The sequence below is a fragment of the Candidatus Leptovillus gracilis genome (assembly GCA_016716065.1).
GTDB lineage: Bacteria > Chloroflexota > Anaerolineae > Promineifilales > Promineifilaceae > Leptovillus > Leptovillus gracilis.
The window spans coordinates 46,348-65,523 of record JADJXA010000002.1; the positions used below are offsets into that span (position 1 = coordinate 46,348).

Below are 19,176 nucleotides of genomic sequence, written 5' to 3' on the forward strand. Positions count from 1 at the left end.
TAGCTGCCCTGGAGTGGGGTGAAGTCTGTAACGAGCGCGGGCTGCGCGTCTAGCGCTGGCTTGCGCGCTTCTTTTGGCTTCGCTTTGGGCGGCGCGGTCGGCGGCTTAAGCTCCAACGTCGCCGCTTCCTCTTTGAGCCTGGCAGAGGGAGTAGGGAGCAGCGAGTAGGGAGTAGCAACCTCCCTATTCCCTACCTCCCTACTCTCTACTCCCTCAAAAACCAACTCGCCACGATCTATTGCCGTTTGCTGCGCATCCCAGGCGGCGAGGACGAGGCGTTGGGTGCGGTATTCGCCGTAGGCTTTGATTTCTTTTTCTTTGAGGATGCGGAAGGTTTCGCCGGGGAAATCGGGGCCGTAGATGTCGGCGGGGTCGAGGATGTAGCGCAGTTCGTCGCGGGTGAGGCCGTAGAGGCGGGCGTAGTAGGCGTCCAGTTCGGCGCGGATATGGGCGCGGCGTGCATCGTCCCACTTGAACGGCGGAAACGGCGGCTTCTCCCCACTGTTTACTGACCACGGTTCATTGTCCACTGCCCACTGATGCCCGCCGGTGGCCTGGCGGTTAGCTTCCCATTGGGCGCGGAGCGCCTGGCGCAGCGGTTCGTCGGCTTCATGCCACACGTCGGCGGCAAAGGGGGCGATGTCCCAGGCGGTGTAGACAAGTTCAAGGACGCGGGGTGCGATGTATTTTTGAGCGGTTAATCCAAAATTTTCAGGCGGAATTGCTGGAAGTTGCTTCAAAATGAAGAAATTCATGTGGGCTCCGCCAACCTTTTGTCTGCTCGCAAAGTCAAATACGAGGCTGCTAAAGTTTGCATTGGCACAAAGCACGAGGCAACTTGAAGCATTTTTTTCAAACAAAATGAGGGGCATACTATTGCCAACACCAGCCAGAGGAATGACCGAAAAAATTGCGGTTCTTTCAGCAGCATTACCTGTAACATCGCGAAAACCCAACAGCCATTTTCTCGTCGTAAAACCAGAAAGTCGATCATCCACAATTACCTGAGAAACCCAATAGCGGGGTAATATAAAATGATGAGGATTGGCGTGCATCTCATCGGTGAACTGAGGAAGATTACCTTCATTGATGTTTTCTTGAGTGGCATTTTCATAGGTACCAAAACGATGGTCGAAATTGAATATCATCTTCGCTTCGTACAGAGGCAAATGCTCTGGCAGCGGCTCCGTAACAAACAGATTACTGTCATTCGACATATGGAACATCGTGGCAAAGCGCACCTGCCACGGATTGCCGCCCGTCTTTTCGTTAATCAGCACCGGCACGCGCCGGTAAATTTTCTTTGTCAGTTCCGCATCCATCTTCGTGCGGAAAATGGGGCAGTTCTGTGTGTTAGGATTTAGAAGGCTGAAATCCTCTTTGGATAGCTGGAACCGTTTTCGTTTATCGTTGATTTGAGACACATCAGTTAATAAAAACATAAACTCCGATTGTTCTGCTTTCCCGATAGTGATGATTCCAAACTTAATATAATCCTTGATAGCAGGGAAAATTTTGCGCGAGTTTATAAACCCTATGAGACCTATAAGCTTTTTTGCATCCAACAGGTGGGTGAAAAAATCAGCGTATGTTTTGTCAGTTGACAGTCCAGTAGGAATGATGATTCCTGCTTGACCTTGATTAGAAATCAGATTCTCAGTGAGTTCAGTAAAGAGCGGATATGTGTTAATGTCGCCCCGCGCCGTCAGGGGAAAACGGCCGCTTTGCCGCAAAAATTTACTGGCGGCGTCAGCATCGTGTTTGGCCTGGGCAAATGCTTGCGCTAAATGAGGTTTGTTTTGGGGCAGTTGTTCAATCAGCTTTTCCCGCGCCGCTTTGTTGGCGGCGGTGGCAATTTCTGGATCACGGGTGGCAAAAAACTCCTGCTCTTGCAGCTTAATCCGCTCCCACGGCGGGTTGCCCAGCACCACGTCAAACCCGCCTGTGCCCTTTGTCATTCCGAGCGGAGTCTTCGCAGCGAGGAATCCCGACGGCCTGGAATGACCAGGGGAATGGGATTCCTCGGAGGACCTCGGAATGACAAGAGAAGTAGCGAACACCTGCGGAAACTCCAAAGGCCAGTGAAAAAAGCGGTTTTCGGCCGCCATGCCGTTGGCCGCCCCCACCACCTGCCCGCTCACCGCCTGCCCGCTGCGGTAGCGGCGCAAGACATCGGTAGTCGGTATGTTGGGCAGATTCTGCGGCGTCAACTGGCTAAAAAACGCGCTGGTCCACAGGTTGGCCTCCGTGCGCGCCTGCTCACTGCGCTGCCGCAGTTCACGGTGCCGCGCCTGCTTGGCGTTTACCTGCGCCGGGGTATCTTCGGGCATCTCTTCCAGCGCCTGCCAGTCGGCGGCGTCCGGCAGTCGTGTTGTGCCGCCCAACTGGTCAAACAGGCTCATCTGTCCCGCCCGTTCTTCCTTGTTTTGCTTTTTCAGGCCGCTGGCTGTGGTCTTGTCATCGCCGCTCACCGCGTCAAAGGCGGCATCGGGAATGCCGTCGTCCAGCACCGCCCACTCCTGCACCCCCACCAGCGAATCGCCGCAGCGGATGCGGTAATCGAGGAAGGTCAGCGGCTTGCCCCGGCTGAACCCTTCAATCCACAGCGCCACTTTGCACAAATCCACCGCCAGCGGGTTTCTGTCCACGCCATAAATACAGTGGGTGATGGCGTCCCGTGTCGCCTCGCGGGTCAAGTCGGGTGATGGTTCATCCGCGCCACTGCGCACCTTCGCCAGTTCATAGCCCAGCCGCCGCGCCGCCGCCAATAAAAAATGGCCGCTGCCGCAGGCGGGGTCGCAGACGCGCAGGGAGAGCAGGGCGGCTTCTTGGGGAGATGGGGAATCGGGAGATTGGAGATTAGAGATTGGAGAACTTGTCCCGAGCTTGTCGAAGGATTGGCTGGCAGCGGTCAGGCGGGCTTCGATGACGGGGACGAGGGCGGATTTGATCACCTCGTTGACCAGTTCGCGCGGGGTGTAATAAGAACCGGTCGTTTTGCGCGTCGTGCCGCTGATGAAGGAAAATGTTAGCGGTTGGTGATTCGTGGCTGGCGTCTGGTCGTTTGCTGGCCACTCGCCACTTGCCACTGGCAACCCATCCACAACCGGCTGTTCATCGAGCAAACTCTCATAGACGCTGCCCAGCTCTTCCACATCGAGGGCGGCGTAGTTGACACGGCGGCGCACCTTTTCATCGGGCGGGGTAAAGTAGCTCAACAGGCGGATGGCGTGCAGCAAATCGCGGTTATTGAGATAGGCGGCATCCAGATCGGGCGCTTTCTCCTGGCTGAAAAGTTCCCCGTTCAGCGGCGGCACGCCCAACTGCGCGGCCATCTGCTCATCATGGAAAGCATAAAACAGCGTGCGCAGCCCCAGGTAGAGATCGTCAAAGCGTTCCGGGGCGCTCAACGGCGTATCGGCCAACTGCCGCAGCCGCGTCACAGAAAAGTAGTGGCGGAAGTAGTTCGATGTGGGGCCATCACTGGCCAATAAATTGCGCTCTTCGGCCACCATCAGGAACAGCAGGCGGTAGATGAGATAAAGAAGCTGCTGGTAGAAGGCATCAACAGTCAGGTCGCCACGATGCAGGCGGCGGCGCAAATTGTCATTGTGCGGGTGGCGTAAGAAACTGTTGCCAAAAGTGAGGATGGCCTCAGCCACCGCCTGGCGTAAGCCATCCCGAATGCGCCCGCCTTGTTCGATGGCCGCCAGATGGTACTGCTCCAGCAGGCAGTCGGCGGGGGCAGCGTCGGGCTGAGGCAGCCGCGTGCGGTGGGCCAGCCGGTAAAGCAGGAAAAATTCGTCCAGCCGTTCGCCCAGAATCATCTGTTCCAGATCAAACTCGATATAGGCGGGACGGGTGAAGTAGGTGGAGTCGCGCAGCAGGCGCAGGATACGGCCGTTGCTGACGATGCCCCACAAATGGTCATCGGTGCGGTTCAGATAATCCTGCACCAGGGCGTGGGGCGAAAGAGTGGCGCGGCCCGATGGCGGGCGGTCGCCCAATGCCTGGTCGTAGGCCACAATGTGGACGGGTGGCGCTGTTTCATCCGCGCCAGCACGATGGGAGATGAGGTAAGAACGGCCGTCTAGCTCAACAGCACTGCGCTGGAAAGCAAGGTTGTAACCCAGCGCTTCCAGCAGGGGCAGCAGCCATTGTTCGCGGGTAATGGTGGTGAGAGATTCAGTGCTGCGGGCTTTACGCCGCTGGAAGGCGTTCCAGTAAGTCAGCACATCCCCCCAGATGGCCGAGACTTCATCCACCAGGGAATCACGGGGTTTCAGGCCAAAGTCCTGCGGTTTCTGACCATTGGCTTCATGAATGGTTTCTAAAAAATCAGGCGAGAGCAGCCCGCCTTCAACACGGATACTAATCAAATTCATGGGTTATCTTTTATTGTTCAAATCACAGTCATCAAGATTGCTCATCTTTTGTACTTATCATTTTATATTTGAAATTCATGAGACCGGTAGTTTCTTAAGATCTGTAGAATACTGTACAAAGCGTTTCAATTCCTTTCTCAACGTCTTAAACACAGTGCGGTTGAATTTATGTAAATTATCCTCATCTTCTTCATCAATCAATTCATCAGAGGCAGTATGGCAACTTATTTGAATGGAACTCAATATGTCAACCACATCTTTTAATTCATCAATAGAGAGGTTTGAATCTTCCTCTGAGAAAATATTTCTTTGCAATCGTTTAAGCTTTTTTCCCAGAATCTGAGAACAAATAAAGATTTCTTCAACATCATCTAAAGTTATTTTTTCTTCCCGCCTAAACGACAATATTTGGTACAAACGTTCTATTCGATTTGCCTGTGCTTCCAACTTGCTGGTGAGCTCTCCTAAACTCAAACTGTGCAGTTGGTCGGTATCCATAATTAAAACAACACATTTATCATCATCAATCAAACATTCTTATCGTTTGGTTTTGGAAAAACCATCGTTAAATGTCTCCTGATTTCGTTAGTTATCCGAAAAAATTGTTTGCAACTTGATTTCAGCTTCAGAGGTCAAGTCTATAAGCCAATCAATATAATTCTTCATCATTATCTCTAGTTGTTGAAGATTGTCTGAAACCTGGAAAGTGGTAGTGGTTCCTCGAGATCTTTGTCCTGAGGAGAATCTGCTCGATCTCCTCATGCCATTCGACAGTCGATTCAAACACTGAATAAGTGCTTTGTTACTTTCAGCCACCTTGCCTGCAATTCTCAAATCATATTTAGCGAAAAGCACCAAGGTTTGTAGTATCTCTTTCCTTATACTGTCCACTGTAGCCCGTGCATCGTTGATGCTGTCGAGCTGAACATCAGGGGGTGCATACCGGATTTCTGGCTCAAGCGTTTGGAGTCGCTCTAAATGAGACATTAGAGAGTCGTTGACACTGTATATAAAGCGTACCGTTAGAAAAGGTGAACAATCTCTAAAAGCCGACAAATCGTAATTCATATTGTTTACTCCTAAATGAAATTCCAAACACATATATGTCCATGTTTGGCGATCGGGCTGAGTACGAAGCTGTACTAATTGTTGCAGCCATATACGAAAATCCATCTTATCTGTGCCCAGAGAGCTTTGGCCTACTTCATCCAAAAGAGTTTGCAGAATCCGTTGTGGAACGTATTCAAAACGATCGTAAACTTTTGCTATTAGTTCAGAAGTAGTCGGTAATAGAAGATTCTTTGTAGTAATACCAGCCGCATGTTTTTCTGATTCACTAACTAGTAGCCTAAAGGGTCTATCTAACAACTTTTGTCTGTTTGCAACTGCACTGATTGGAATTCCCTCACGTTCGTTTTCACGTCCATCCTCATGTATGCGCCTACGATGAATGGCAATAAGCTCCCAATTTGAATTAAAGCAGGGTGCTCCAGATGAACCATAATTTGCATCAACCTGGTAATATATTCGGGTGCGAGTCTCATTCAAACTGCGAGTTACCTTACCGCGTGCAATTTGCAACGGCATCCCAATTGGATATTGAAATATTAATAACTCTTCGTCTTGTTTATATGCATAGCTGAGTTCTGATATTCCGATCCACCCACGTCTTCTATTTTCGTTTTCAATGATAAGGTTTTGCATTCCGACAGGATCCGCTAGTCGAAGAATTGCATAATCTAGTTCTTCGACACTTATGGGTTTGAGTTTTGATTCACCATGTGTATCCATTAAGCTATGCTTGCTCCATTCAATAGCCCAATTTTTAGCTAATGTGAAAGGAAGGCCATTGGATATCTTATCCTGGATTGGATTTGTAAACCGATCAAAGTATATAGTTACATCCTCTGGCCAAGCCCAAGATTCGCCTTTAGCCTGCTTATCTTCGATGTTAAACAAATACTGAACCACATGATAGTTAGTAAGAATTAAATCTGGCGCAATCAAGAAGCCTGTACCCTGTTGAGGTTGGATACCATCCGGGTGCAGGTTAAGCTCAATGCAACAAACTTGTGCAGCAATCGTCTGTTCAGTATACTGACGGGTGCCAAAATCCTCCATTTTAAAATTCATACCTCACACTGAATTACTTACTTTGACTAATCACATCTATTGTTTCATTTAATTTAATTTCTCCCATCGTTACATTTATGCATCCAAGCTTCTCGAGTTCTGATAAACCGCTAGCAATTCTCCCATCTTGTACATCGATCAAAAGTTCTTGAACAGCATCAACAGTTACCTTTGTTTCCGTTTGCGCAAGCTTAAAAATCATGACTAAAAGATTAGCATGCTGTTCGGAGATAGTGATAGTGCTGAGCTGACGAATTTTGCGAAGGAAATCCAAACCGATTAACAACTGCTTATGATGATTGTCTTTCGAGGCAAAAAATAATACACCTGTACGATATATTTCAAGAAGGACTTCTCCTAATTTGAAACGTAGATTGGGGATTTTCAAAGATGTGGCAAGCACTACGTCGCTCTTGGAATCTCGAACGATTTTTACCGTCTCATCAAAACCACTCTGGGATGGCAAACTCATATCAATTAAGTATTTCTGAAGAAATATTTTTGCTTCGAACGGATCTAATCCCAACTCATTGGTGACTTGGTTAAGCAGTAGATTTAAATTTCTTTGCAATGGTTGATTCATGACTTTCTCCAAATCATATTGTCGTGTGTTTAAATACTGTTTCTTCTTGCGGTACGCTTACGAACGCACCCCTTTGGGTACCGGCAATAACACAACCACACCAAGCAAATCTGGTGGCGTTTGCGGTTCAATGCGCACCGTACCTTGCTGCACCATACGCCGCACCCGTCGATGGGCAGCCTGTAGGGCCTCAGCCCGTTCAAAGAGCAGCAAGTCCAAGTGGGGTTGTAGGTTCTGCCATTGGTTTAATAGATCGGTCAGGATTTCCTGCTTTTCGTTCAGAGAGACATTGCCAGTGGGAACGGCCGTGTCCAACAGCGACTGCGCTGCTTCAGGTGATAACGGGACAAGGGCGGGGAACCAGCCAGTAAAGCCCCAGATCACCGTCTCTTCGGCCAATGTTGGCGTATCGTTGCCGCGCTCGTACTGCAAAAAGCGCAGTCGCAGCAGCAAAAGCGTCGTCATTGTGCTTACCTGATCCGTGCGAATCACGCCGGTGCGCGCCGCTGGAGATGAGTCACCTACCGGATAAAAAGCCATGTCCAGCAGATACTCAGCCAGCCCTTCCACCAGCGGGTGATTACGGCCGATGTAGCTCAATCCTTCCGGCGTGGGCGAAGCAAAGGTAATAGGCCAGGGATCCGGCACGTGGTTCAGGCGCAGGGCCACTGTTTGCGGCAGCGTGCCCGGGTTCAGATGATAAACAGTCACCCTGGCATGAGGCGAACGCACTTGACGAAAGCCAAAGCCCAGCCGCTGGCTGGCCGCAACCAGAAAGCGGGCAACATCATCTGGATGACCCAACACCCGATCTGTTTCCTGCAATTCCTGTTCAACTTCTTCCGGTTTAATGGCCCGTTGCGCAAAGCGAGTACGGCTTTCCCTTTCCCGTTCAGCCGCAGCCGTCCATTCCTCATGGACGCGGCGAATCATCTTGCCGCTGTCGTCAAACTGGTCGAACAGGCTCAACTGTACAGCATCCTCAGCACGCACATTCTTGAAGAGGGAATGCAGCACCACATTCATCACGCTTTCGCTTTCTTCTGGAATGGGCACGCGCACGCCCAAAGTGCGATAAATATCGCGGGCTTTGCGCAGCAGCACGTCCAGCACCGCCCCGTCTACCGGGTTATCCTGGCCAAACATGAGCACCGCCTTAATTGTGGGTGACAGTTGGCCGAAACGGTCTACACGCCCTTCGCGCTGTTCCAGGCGGTTGGGGTTCCAGGGTAAATCGTAGTGGATAACGGCATTAAAATGCTCTTGCAAGTTGACGCCTTCGCTGAGACAGTCTGTTGCCACGAGAATGCGCTGGGAGAAGGTTGCCAGTTCGTCTACCTTCAAGCGTCGTTCATCGTCAGAAAGCGTGCCGGTAACGGCCGTTACCTTCAATCCCTTGTGTTTTTTACTGAGCGCCGCTTGTAGTTCCGCGGCCACGTAATCGGCAGTCGCAATATAACGGCACCAGACGATAGGCTGGTAGCTGTTAGTCAACATCTCCCCCACAATCTCGGTCAGGCGGGTTAGCTTGGCATCTTCGCTGCCCATAAGAGTGCGTGCCGTGCGGGCAAAATCCCGCAAACGGCGGCGATCTCGTTCATTCCAATCAGGATCCTGGTCTTGCAAGTCAAAGATATTACTGGGTGGGGCGTCAACGGCCGTTTCGGCATCACTGGGGTCATAAATGAGTGGGGCAAAAGCCACGTCAAGGTCGTCGCTGGTGGATTGATCCAGTAAATCAGCCGTGTCCTCATCTGACAACCGCTCCAGGCGGCGGCGCAAGGCCACTTCGGCTGCTGCCGGGGAAGAGGTGACGCAGCGCATCAGCGCCAGCGCCGACCAGAAACGCATCCGCTGCCGCGTGCCGCTCAATGTTTCCGCCGATTCCACCAGCTCACGGGCAAAGGTGTAGACATCAGTGTAAAACGAACGATAGGCACGGGAGAAAGTGTACGCCTGTTCGGCCCCTGTGGTATCTCGTTCGGGGAATGGCGTGTCAGTACCCATCCAACTGCGCACATCGGCACGGCGGCGCTGTACAAAATGGCGAGCCAGGTCAATCCGCTCATCTGATGTCAACCCCGTTAAATTCAGTTCACGGAATTCAGGGTTCAACAGCCCCAGAATGGATAAAAAGGAACTTTCCATCCCGCTGTGCGGCGTGGCGCTGAGCAAAACAAGGTGACGGCTTTGCTTCTCTGCCAAATCTAGTAGGAGTTCATGCCGCTGCTGCTGTGATCGGGAGCGTTTTTCGCCAGGCGGAGCAGCGGCGCCATGCACCTCGTCTACGATGAGAAATTCCGGGCAGTGCTGCAAAAAGCTGGCGCGGTAGCGGTCGCTTTTGACGGTATCAATGCTGGCGATCAGGTGAGGATAGTGGGCGAAAATGCTGGTGTCTTGCGGCGCCTGCCGTTCCAGCCGAGCAATAGTACCCGAGCGAACCACAACGGCGTCAATGTTGAATTTCTCCGACAATTCCTTTTGCCATTGGTCACAGAGATAGGGTGGGCAGAGAACGGCCGTACGCCGGATTTCACCCCGGTCTAGCAATTCACGGGCGATCAGACCCGCTTCAATGGTTTTGCCAACACCTACGTCGTCCGCAATGAGCAGCCGGATTGTCTCCAGCCGCAGCGCCATCAGTAAAGGCACGTATTGATACGGACGCGGGCGTAAGGATAGATGGCCTAATGAGCGAAAAGGGGCAGCCCCATCGCGCAGCAGCAGACGGGCAGCTTGTTGGAGAAGAGAAACGGCCGTGTGGTCTTGGGCGGCATCTGGCTTCGGTAAGGGGAAAGAGGCAGAGGCAATCCGCTCATAAGGCAGACTGTACCCCATTAAATCAGAAACACTCTTGACAACACCACACACCTCACGGCTGCTGCCGCCAATCGGTCGGAGCAGCACTAAATTGTCGTCATCCGATGGCAGAACCACCCATTCCCGTTCACGGTAACTGACCAGAGCACCGGGTTGGACATTCATAAAGAATCTCTATCCTAGTTGGCTGGAGCCAAATATATCCGCATATTGCTGGCACAACGCTTCCAGATCAGCGTCATAACGATACACCACCACCCGATAACCCTGACTGCGTAACTGCCGCCGAATTTGCTCATCATGGGCTTTTTGCTGCGGCTCATCATGGACGCTGCCATCACAAAAAACGCACACGTTGGGTTCGTAGAAAAAGTCGGGCACGCTGTAGGCGTCTGCCAGGTTCACCTGGGCGGCATCCGGTAAGCGACGCCCCGTTTGTTGCAGATAATCCAGGAAATGGCGCTCCAGGTCACTGTCTACATCAGTCTGACCCCGCAGGTGGTCGTAATGCGCCTCCTGTTCACGTTCGTCACTGCCGGTGTGGGTACGGCCGTTGGCCAACAGCAACAAAAAGTCACGAACAACGTGCCGGTTCAACTGCCAATGGTCCATCTGATTGTAATAAGAGAGCAGGCAGTCATAGCAGGCGCGAGCGCAGCCTTCCGCTTCATCGTCGCCAGGACGCAAGTCATTGCCCGGCGCATCAAAATGGAGCCGCTTCAAGGCTGCGCGGGCGATAGCGGCAACGGCCGTGCGCTCTTCAGCCAGGTGATGCAACACGCCCAGACTACCCTCCGATGCTTCCCAAATGAGAATGGCGCGTTGACCGCCACGTCCCAGGCGCTCAGAAGCCAACTCGCTCTCCTCAACCTGATACGTTTCCTGGATGGCTTCTACCAGCGCATGTTGCAGCGAGGCCAGGAAAGATTCATTCTCGCTGAATTCCAACGGTGGCCGTATGAGCAGCGCATTGGCATTGTCTCGCACGTACAGGCGCACATTGCTCTTAATCTCTCGTGTCATGCCGTCGCCAGCCGGCTCGGCCTGGTTGACCCATCGTCCCGTTTTCATGTCTAGACGATAGCCTATATCCTCCGCCTGTCGCTTCCAGCGGTGGTTGATGCGCCAGAGGTCTAGCGAAGGCGCATAGGTCAGACTGAGCAGAGCATCCCCATTGGCGGCGGTGACAGCGGCCAATTTCCGACGCGGCCGATTTTGCACCTGGGCAAAGCGGAAGTAAGTCTGGATGTCGAAGCCGCGCCGCAGCCGCTCCTCCTCATCGCAGGTAATCCGCTCGCGGCGCACTGTCCCGGCAGTGGGCATTTCTAGCAGGCCTTCCAGGTAACGGCCGTTTTCCGCCGAAATCGTCGCGCCGCATTGTTCACAATTGTCCAGATGAGCCGTGTCCCCTTCGTGAAAATAACCGCAGCTATAGCACAGTTTGGCCCGCGTGAAGCGCCTTTCTGGGTCTTGAATCGGCAGCCGTGCCTGATTCACCTGGTACTTCGCCCCATTGTGGTAGATCACGTTGTTCGGCCCAAACTCATTCAGGGCCAGGAAGCGAGGCCGGGCGACATACTCGCCATCCTTGCTCCCTTTCGCCAGATAGGCCCGCACCGGCAGCGCCGGGAAATTATAGCCAGGCAAAAACCCCTCACTTGCCAGATAGCGATAGGGATAGAAATCAGATTCCTCGACGCTCACATTTTCACAGCGCAGCAGTTCCAACTGGCGCTGCGCTTCAAATTCCAGCATTGTCGCCTGTTTGGCCTCGTCGCTCGCTTCGCGGCCGCGCCGCAGCATGGCCCGCTGCTTCAGGCTTTGCGCCTGTAATAACTGGCTCCAGGCCAGGCGGAACTCCGTTCGCCAGCGATCAAAGGCGCGATTAAAACTCTCTGGCGCGCGCTCAATAAGCGCTTCCAGCCAATCCTCGTGCAACCAATCCGCTTGTGCCGCGTCAAGCTGGCAGGCGGCCAACACCCGGCGGCAAGTATCTATGCAGGCCGCTTTCCGGGCCTGGTTAAGGGTGATTTGCGTTTGAATTTCTGGCAGAAGGGCATAGGCTTCGGTGGTTACATCCACCACTTCCAGGATGGAACTGCCCAGGCGCAGTCCGGTCACCGAAAGCCAGATAGCGTGCATATGGCTGCGAATTAGATCGGCGTTATTCAACTCCACGCGCGGCGGGATGACAGAACCCGCCACCATCCGGGCGCGGTTACGGAAATAATACTGGTCATGGCCGCTGCCCATAGCGCAGTAAGCCAGTACCAGCGCTGGCTGTCCGGCGCGGCCGGAACGGCCGCTGCGTTGGGCGTAATTGGCCGGAGTCGGCGGGATGTTGCGCAGGTGGACGGCATTGAGATCGGCAATATCTACACCCAACTCCATCGTCGGTGAACAAAAGAGGGTAGCCAGATCCCCATCCCGGAAACGGTCTTCCCGCATGATGCGCAGCTTGGGCTTGATTTGGGCCGTATGTTCGGCCGCTTCCATTTTTTGTAAACTGGCGAGGGTACGGCCGTTTCTGTAAAAGTCGTGGAAATAACGGTTTGCTTCCTGCTCAACCACCTGATAGTTGCCGCCAGAAGCGCGATAGCGGCGTAACGGCGTTTGCTTCGGTTTGCCCATTCCCTGCTGCCAGATAAGGGCGCTGGGGCGCAGCCGCACGCCGCGCCGCTGTTGGCTGCCCCATCCTTCCTCTTGTTCGATGACAATCCCAAATTGGCGCAGCCCGGCCAGAATCCCATTCACAACCTTATCAAATTGGTCTGCTTCTGGTTCGGCGCCCCACGCCCGCTTGATCTCGCCTTTCAACCAGCGGCCAACGACAGAGCGGGTGGAGAGGCTAAAATCTCCCGACATACGCGGCTCGCCCGGCATGACGAATAGGCTGGCAAAGCGCAGTTTCTCCGACTCGTCGAAGCCCCATTGTTCTTTGAGGTATTCGGCGGCGCGCCGGCGCAAATCCTCTTGCGGCGTCGGTTTGAGACAATCCACGTCAATTGTAAGCTGTCGCCGCATCTCATCCAGAATAGTCTCTAGCATAGCGGCGCGCTGTTCCGCGGTTAGCCTGTCCATAAACGGTACGCTGCCCCAAATGTCTTCTCGCTGCACCAGTTCCGGCAGCCCACGGTAAGCCACATAAAGCAGCCCGCATTGCTCTAGATTAGGCTGTACCAGCCGCCAGCCGCGGCGCAAATCTTCGTACAGGCGATATTCGACGACATCATGGAAGGCGGCCCAGGTTTCCCTGGCCTGTTTGCTGGTGGGGTCGAGATTCTCCTGGCGGGAAATATCGTCTAGTGAAAGTGCCATGGCTTCAATTACCTGGCGGGCGATATGCTCAAATTCCAGTGCGGTGTGCTGGCGCAATGCCTGATACAGAGCAGCGCGCACCAGGGCCACCTGCACAAAATCGTTGAAGTGACCGGCTTGCAGCGAGGCGTCCTGGCGATTGTCGGTAAAGCTGAGGATTTTCTGCGCCTCTGGCTCCAGGTCTGTCTGGCGCATGGCAGAAACGGCCGTCAGGCTGAGCAGGGTAGTGGCGGTGCTGCGCCCTTCGCTGGAGAGGCGGGCCAGCTTACGGAAGTCGTTTTTATCACGACGGGTATACGCTTCGCCACAATTCAGACAGAGCATAAACGGTTCGGGCTGGAACCAGCTCGGCTGTGTGTCGGCCTGGGGTTGGGTCTCTATCTGCCCATTGGCCCGCGCGTAAACGCGCTGCGGCTGATGGGGCTGGTAATCCCGGTTGATGCGTCCCGCTTTGGTCAGCCAATGTTCAGGGATAGCTTCAATTTCGTTTTGGAAACGGCCGTTGGGGTCGAGCATGACGTAACCAGATTGCGAGGCTTCCAATTCATCATCATCCAACAAGTCATTCATGTGCATGGTGTCGGGGTAGAGGAAACGGCCGTTGGCTGATTGCCGTGCGGTATAATACTCCTGCCCACAGGCGCGACAAAAGACAAGGGGATAGAGCAGCCGTTCCCCTTCTCCTGGGGCATAATACTGTCCTTCCAACGTAAGCAACCGCTTTTCCGGCTCTTCCAGCGTGGCATAAATCGAACCGCCCTGGCTGATGAATTGGTGCAGCTTAAAGGCAAAAGCGGCGTCCCTCTCTGGGGTAAAAACTGTCGTGCCCAATAACAGCATTTCTTGCAGCCTACGAGCGCAGTCAGTTACGAGCAGTTCCGTATCTGCGGCGAGTTTAACTGCCCCTTCTTGCAGAGTGATGGGTATTTGTCGCCGCAGGAGGCCCTCCTCCTCGCGCACGCCAAAACAGTTTTCGATCCAGGCGCTCAGGGGATGGTGGCTGAATGAGAGCCAATCATTTAGCGGCAGTGGCCCTTGCACCGCCTGGCGCAAGGTTGCTTTGTCTGTCGTTGGAGCAGGCATGAGCCGCCGCAGCGATTCTTCTATCACGTTATCTGACTTAAGAGGTGTGCCGAACAATTTACTGGCGAATTCAGAAACGGCCGTGCGTCGTTCCGCTCGCGTCTCGCCAGTGGCCATCGTGGCGCTAGTGCCAATGGTTAGCAGATTCGGGTTGCCGATATTCTCTTTTAGACGGCGTACCAACAGAGCAATATCCGCCCCCTGCCGTCCACGATAGGTGTGCAGTTCATCCAGCACCAGGAACTGCAAGTTAGACGCCTGTTTACCAACAAACTGGCTTTCACGCGGCCGAACCAACATCAGTTCCAGCATCACATAGTTGGTGAGGAGAATATGGGGGGGATTTTGCCGCACCCTTTCCTTATGGGCGTCGGTATCCTGACCGGTATAGCGGGCAAACCGCACCGGCATCTCCTGACCCGTTCGCGCTTTGTACCGGTCGGCCAGCTCTTGCAGCGCCTTTTCTTGCGAGTTGACTAGCGCGTTCATGGGGTAAACAATGATAGCCTGTACTTTGTTTTGCGCCGGATTTCCCCGCAGGATGGCGTCGAAGATGGGGATAAAGTAGGCCATGGTCTTGCCGGAGCCGGTACCGCTGGTCACAACGTAAGGTTCAGATCGTTGGGCAATCTCGATGGCTTCTGTTTGGTGGCGATAGAGGTGGAAGGATTGGTTGTGCTTGTTGCGGAAAATAGGGTCGCACTCGGAATGAAGACGACCGGATTGTACCAGTTGGGTGACCGTTGCTGTTTTTTCGTAAGCGGGATTTAGCTGGAGCAGGGCGTCAGGCCAGAGTTTCCGGTCTTGAATAAGGTTTTTTTGTATGAAAGTTTCAATTTGGTCATCGGCGACTGTTAGAAAACTGGACACGTAATCGCGGTATTGCTGGATAATCTGAGAATGAATATTGAATATATCCACGAGACACTCCTGAACTTTTGCATGGAAACGATGGACGCTAACGCCACAAGTATACCAAAATGCCGCCAAACTGAGCAGCTACCTTGATTTAATCGAAAACGGCCGTTATCAACCCCCAAGGCCGGTTTCCTGACAGGAAGCCGTTTTTTTCATTTTCCCCAAACCACGACTATGTGAAACAGTTGTCCCCTTCTTTGCAGCCTCTTGGGACGAGCCAGTCAAAGCGGCCTACGGCCGCAGGCAGGCGAGAATGGGCCGGCGTCTTGCTGGCCCAATAAACCCCATTTAACCAAAAGGAGACCCAAATGCTAAACGAACAAATCTTTCACCTCATCACCCGCCTGATGAACAGCCGCTGGACGCGCCATGACGACGAACAACACAGCCCCTACGAAGACGCCTGCACGGCCGTTCTCGGCCCCTTCCGCCTGGACGCCAACTACTGCGTCGTTCTAGACCACCGTGACGCGACCATCAGCCTGGCGCTGCCCATGCCCGGCGGCAAGCTGCACCTGAGCTACACCGCCTGCCTGGGCGAAGAGCCGGTACGATGGGCCGGTTGGTCTGTCTGGTGGCAACGGCCGTTCCCCGCCACCTTACCAACCCCGGCAAATGAAGGCGATTCCGTTGTAGGCTGACGGCCGTTTACCAACCTTATCAAATAACCGCATATGTCATTAGAAAAGAGGCAGTCTCACCAGACTGCCTCTTTTGCATTCCAGGAGCGAGAGCTAGAGCTAGAGCGAGAGGAGGAAGCGACCTCTTCCTCTAGCTCTAGCTCTTGCTCTTGCTGAGGAGGCCTCATGAACAAACCAGACCCACAAAAGGTAATTTACCTGAAAGCCAACCAGCGGCGCGTGCCCGGCAAACAAAGCAGCCAGAAGCAAACGGCCGTCCAACCCCAATGGGAAACTCACCAGGGCGATCAGGCCCTCGACGCCTGGGGCGTAGCCCTGCGCGCCCTCAAAGAGCAGGGGCACGATTACTTGTCGTCGGCTCCGTGAGGGAGTGGGGGAGATGGGGAGCAGGGGGGATGAGGGGCAGGGGAATAAAGGGAGCTTGATTTTCGTTGGTCTGGCCGGGTGTCCGGTCAGGAGAAAGAGTGAAGCCGGTTGAGATTCGACCTCAACCGGCTTCTCAGTTTACGGCCGCAGGAGGGCCGAAAACATGTTTACGCATTCTAATCCAGAAACAATCGTTTCACAAGCGCCGGATACCCCGGCAACCACCCGGCTGACCCGCGACGTGCCTCTGGCTGAACTTCAGCAGCGGGCTGGCGGGTTGGCGCGGGAATTGGGGCAGCAACATGGCTTTGACGGCCGTGAGTGGCGCACTCACTGGCAAGACATGACTCAGACCGCGCTGCTGGCCTTTCTCGAAAACAGTGACCAGCCCTTGGCCTATGCCTACACCTGCGCACGCACCGCCCTGAAAAACTATGCGTGGGTTCACATCCGTGGGCTGAACGGCGGCTGGAAATCCCTCGTCGCCCGCAACTACTGTGTGATAGACACCGCCGACAGCATAGACAGCGATGACGACAATGGCGATGACAATCTGGCCTGGCGGCTGCCCGACAACCGCGATTACGACCTGGCGCCGCGCCCGGTTGAGTGGGCGGTGATGGGCCGGGAAGATGGCCCGCCGCCCGAAGTCGCCGACCTCTTCCGCGATTTGCTCATCATCCTGGTGGGCATGAGCAGCGAGCGCTGGTATCCAGAGCAGATGTACAGGGGCGCGCTCATCCTGGCGATGAAGCTGACTGGTCATCTGTGGGAGGAGGTCTCAACGGCCGTTGGCGACCTGGAATGGGATTCGTTGGTCAAGATTTACCAGGAATACCGCCACGATTTCTTGCTGCCCTTTGCCGAGTTGGCTCCGTTGGGGAGAGAGGTCATCCGGCTGCGCGGCGAGATGCGGGTGCAGTGGTTTGAGACGTTGAGCGAAGGCTGGCTGCAACTGGCGCAGCGCAAAATCGTCGTCTTTCCACACGGGATTTACACCATCACTTATCGCCAGGACAAACGGAAGCCGGGCAAGATGGTGGCGGCGCTGCAAAAGGGGCGAAGGGTGAACGGCCGTATCTGCTCCCGGCAAGTCCATCTAGGGCCGGCGGGGTCGCTGACCAAAGAGAAGCTCTGGCAGAAGTCATTGGCGCTGGAACGGAAGCTGGTGGATTTCCTCGAAGAGGCGACGGGCAATCTGGGGCGTATCAACGAATCGCGGCAGGTGATGTTTGGCGTGATTTAGACGCAACGGGTACAAAAAGAGAAGGTCTGGCGGTTGCCCGTCAGACCTTCTTTTTTTCTTTTTCGCCAAAGGCGAGAAAGGGAAAGCCGTTTTCGTCTACCAAAAACCGCCTTACGCCTGCACAGCGTCGGCAAATTGCTCGGCGGCCCATTGGTTGATGCTTTTGCCGCTCACCTCGGCGGCGATGGCTACGGCTGCATGGATGTCGGGCGGGATGCGCAGCATCAGCTTGCCCGAATAGGGCTTTTGCGGCGGGCGATTCAGCCGGGCGCACGTCTCCAGGTAATCGTCCACCGCCTCTTCAAAGGCGGCGCGTAACTCGGAGACCGACTCGCCATGAAAGCCGACTACATCTTGAATCCCGGCAATATGGCCGACGAAGCATTGGTCTTCGTCGCTGTAGGCAATCCGCGCCGCATAGCTTTTGTAGGTCATTGTTTTCATGGCTTTATTCCTGCTTGCTCTAAAAAATGTCGCGCATCACGCACCTGATAGGGCTTTGCTTCCTTGTGCGGTGGGGGCGATGGAACGTGGTGACGATACCATTCAATTCAAAGCGCACTCGTGACCCTCTCCCCTCAATCGGCTTTGCGCCAACCGCCAGGAACAGCCCTTCAATCTGGTCCCAGGCCAATGAAGTCGGCACAGGCTTGGTGAAGATGGCCTCCAGGGTCTTCCCCTGTCGCTTGTTCATCGCCACTATGATAGCAAAATGCGCTATCGCGGGCAATGGTTTATCGGGCTGCTTGATAGTCCACGCACCCACTCCGACAATGTCTCGGCAACGCCAGATAAGCCCCATCGGCGCTCAGGACAACATGGGTCAGCTATCCTGTTTGGCCGTCAGCCGTTCTTCGTAAGCGATGTGCAACTCAATTTCCGGCCGGTGGGCGGCATAGAAGGCCAACGCCTCCTCTATCTGCCTGACCAAAAGCTCATATTCGGCGGCGATGTCGGCGACGCTCATCTGCCACTGCTCATGGGCGATGGCCACGCTCTGCACCCGGATGCCCGTCCCTCTCAGGACGGGCACAGGGATGCCACTCGCGCCGCGCCGGTAGGTGATTTGCGGGAACTGCGGGTCGTCCAACCGTTGGCTGAGGGCGCCCACTTTTTCGGCCGTCGCCCAGAGGATAAACTGGTTCAGGGAGACGCCCTGGCGCTGCGCCCAGGTTTCCGCCTCTTGCTTTAGCTGTTGGGGTAAATTCAAAGCATATCTCGCCATCTCGCACCTCAAGTGATGTGTATAGAGACATCATATACCACATCGAACAGATAAGTAACTCTCTGATGAGTCGAATGCGACCTTGCCTGTATTGGGCACGACCGTAGAAGGTGGCTGGCTAGCGACATCTCTGTGCTGTCCACCAAACCCTCGCGGTTGCGCGTATTTCCCACCCGCCCACCCGGTGGCGGCAAACGCCGCCAGCGTGACATGCGTCACGCCGCCCAGCCCACCCGCCACCCTCAATCATGCGTCTGCTAACCGCAGCGTAGAATGAGAACCCTACGTATGTCGCAGAGAAGGATGGGAGACAACCAGTTTAGATTTTTCGGTTTAGAACATAGAGATGCACAATTCGTCCCAAACGCATCATTCCTGACGGCCGTTAACGTATTATTAACTTGATTCTCGCGCCAATTTATGGCAAAGTATGTGCTGTTACAAACGGATGTTCTGAT

The 19,176-nt window shown here is 54.2% G+C and carries 11 protein-coding genes and 1 pseudogene; 4 read left to right on the plus strand and 8 right to left on the minus strand.

Annotated elements, in window-relative coordinates; translation table 11 throughout:
- Positions 1–3,494 precede the first annotated feature (3,494 nt).
- A complete protein-coding gene (locus tag IPM39_04545) occupies positions 3,495–3,626 on the plus strand; it encodes a YoaH family protein (GenBank protein ID MBK8985341.1) in 132 nt (43 codons plus the stop codon).
- 834 nt (positions 3,627–4,460) lie between these two features.
- On the opposite strand, the gene IPM39_04550 is transcribed toward IPM39_04545, so the two are convergent.
- The 5 genes from IPM39_04550 to IPM39_04570 are packed head-to-tail and all read right to left on the minus strand — an operon-like array spanning position 4,461 to position 15,243.
- The gene (locus tag IPM39_04550) at positions 4,461–4,916 is read right to left on the minus strand and encodes a hypothetical protein (GenBank protein ID MBK8985342.1); all 456 of its coding nucleotides are present in this window, start codon (positions 4,914–4,916) and stop codon (positions 4,461–4,463) included.
- Positions 4,917–4,970: 54 nt separating this feature from the next.
- Complete coding sequence (locus IPM39_04555; protein ID MBK8985343.1) at positions 4,971–6,518, minus strand: trypsin-like peptidase domain-containing protein; 1,548 nt, start codon at positions 6,516–6,518, stop codon at positions 4,971–4,973.
- Between the two features lie 13 nt (positions 6,519–6,531).
- Positions 6,532–7,101 (minus strand): hypothetical protein, encoded by a 570-nt coding sequence (locus IPM39_04560; GenBank protein MBK8985344.1) that lies wholly within the window; start codon positions 7,099–7,101, stop codon positions 6,532–6,534.
- Positions 7,102–7,158: 57 nt separating this feature from the next.
- Positions 7,159–10,086, minus strand: a complete 2,928-nt coding sequence (locus IPM39_04565) for a DEAD/DEAH box helicase family protein (protein ID MBK8985345.1) — start codon at positions 10,084–10,086, stop codon at positions 7,159–7,161.
- A 9-nt stretch (positions 10,087–10,095) separates the two neighbouring features.
- Positions 10,096–15,243, minus strand: a complete 5,148-nt coding sequence (locus IPM39_04570; protein MBK8985346.1) for a DEAD/DEAH box helicase — start codon at positions 15,241–15,243, stop codon at positions 10,096–10,098.
- Between the two features lie 305 nt (positions 15,244–15,548).
- On the opposite strand from IPM39_04570, the gene IPM39_04575 reads away from it, so the two are divergent.
- From IPM39_04575 to IPM39_04585, 3 genes are all read left to right on the plus strand, one after another.
- Positions 15,549–15,881 carry a hypothetical protein gene (locus IPM39_04575; GenBank protein ID MBK8985347.1) on the plus strand — a complete coding sequence of 111 codons (333 nt, stop codon included), beginning with the start codon at positions 15,549–15,551 and terminating at the stop codon, positions 15,879–15,881.
- A 165-nt stretch (positions 15,882–16,046) separates the two neighbouring features.
- The gene (locus IPM39_04580; GenBank protein ID MBK8985348.1) at positions 16,047–16,247 is read left to right on the plus strand and encodes a hypothetical protein; all 201 of its coding nucleotides are present in this window, start codon (positions 16,047–16,049) and stop codon (positions 16,245–16,247) included.
- Positions 16,248–16,410: 163 nt separating this feature from the next.
- Positions 16,411–17,493 carry a hypothetical protein gene (locus tag IPM39_04585; GenBank protein ID MBK8985349.1) on the plus strand — a complete coding sequence of 361 codons (1,083 nt, stop codon included), beginning with the start codon at positions 16,411–16,413 and terminating at the stop codon, positions 17,491–17,493.
- Positions 17,494–17,604: 111 nt separating this feature from the next.
- Here IPM39_04585 and IPM39_04590 read toward each other — a convergent pair whose 3' ends face one another.
- The 3 genes and pseudogenes from IPM39_04590 to IPM39_04600 all read right to left on the minus strand — a co-directional run bounded on the left by IPM39_04590 (position 17,605) and on the right by IPM39_04600 (position 18,718).
- Positions 17,605–17,937 carry a type II toxin-antitoxin system HicB family antitoxin gene (locus tag IPM39_04590; GenBank protein MBK8985350.1) on the minus strand — a complete coding sequence of 111 codons (333 nt, stop codon included), beginning with the start codon at positions 17,935–17,937 and terminating at the stop codon, positions 17,605–17,607.
- Positions 17,934–18,187, minus strand: a pseudogene (locus IPM39_04595) (type II toxin-antitoxin system HicA family toxin). Before IPM39_04595 ends, IPM39_04590 begins: the two are co-directional and overlap by 4 nt.
- 129 nt (positions 18,188–18,316) lie before the next feature.
- Positions 18,317–18,718 (minus strand): DUF433 domain-containing protein, encoded by a 402-nt coding sequence (locus tag IPM39_04600; protein ID MBK8985351.1) that lies wholly within the window; start codon positions 18,716–18,718, stop codon positions 18,317–18,319.
- Positions 18,719–19,176: the final 458 nt, after the last annotated feature.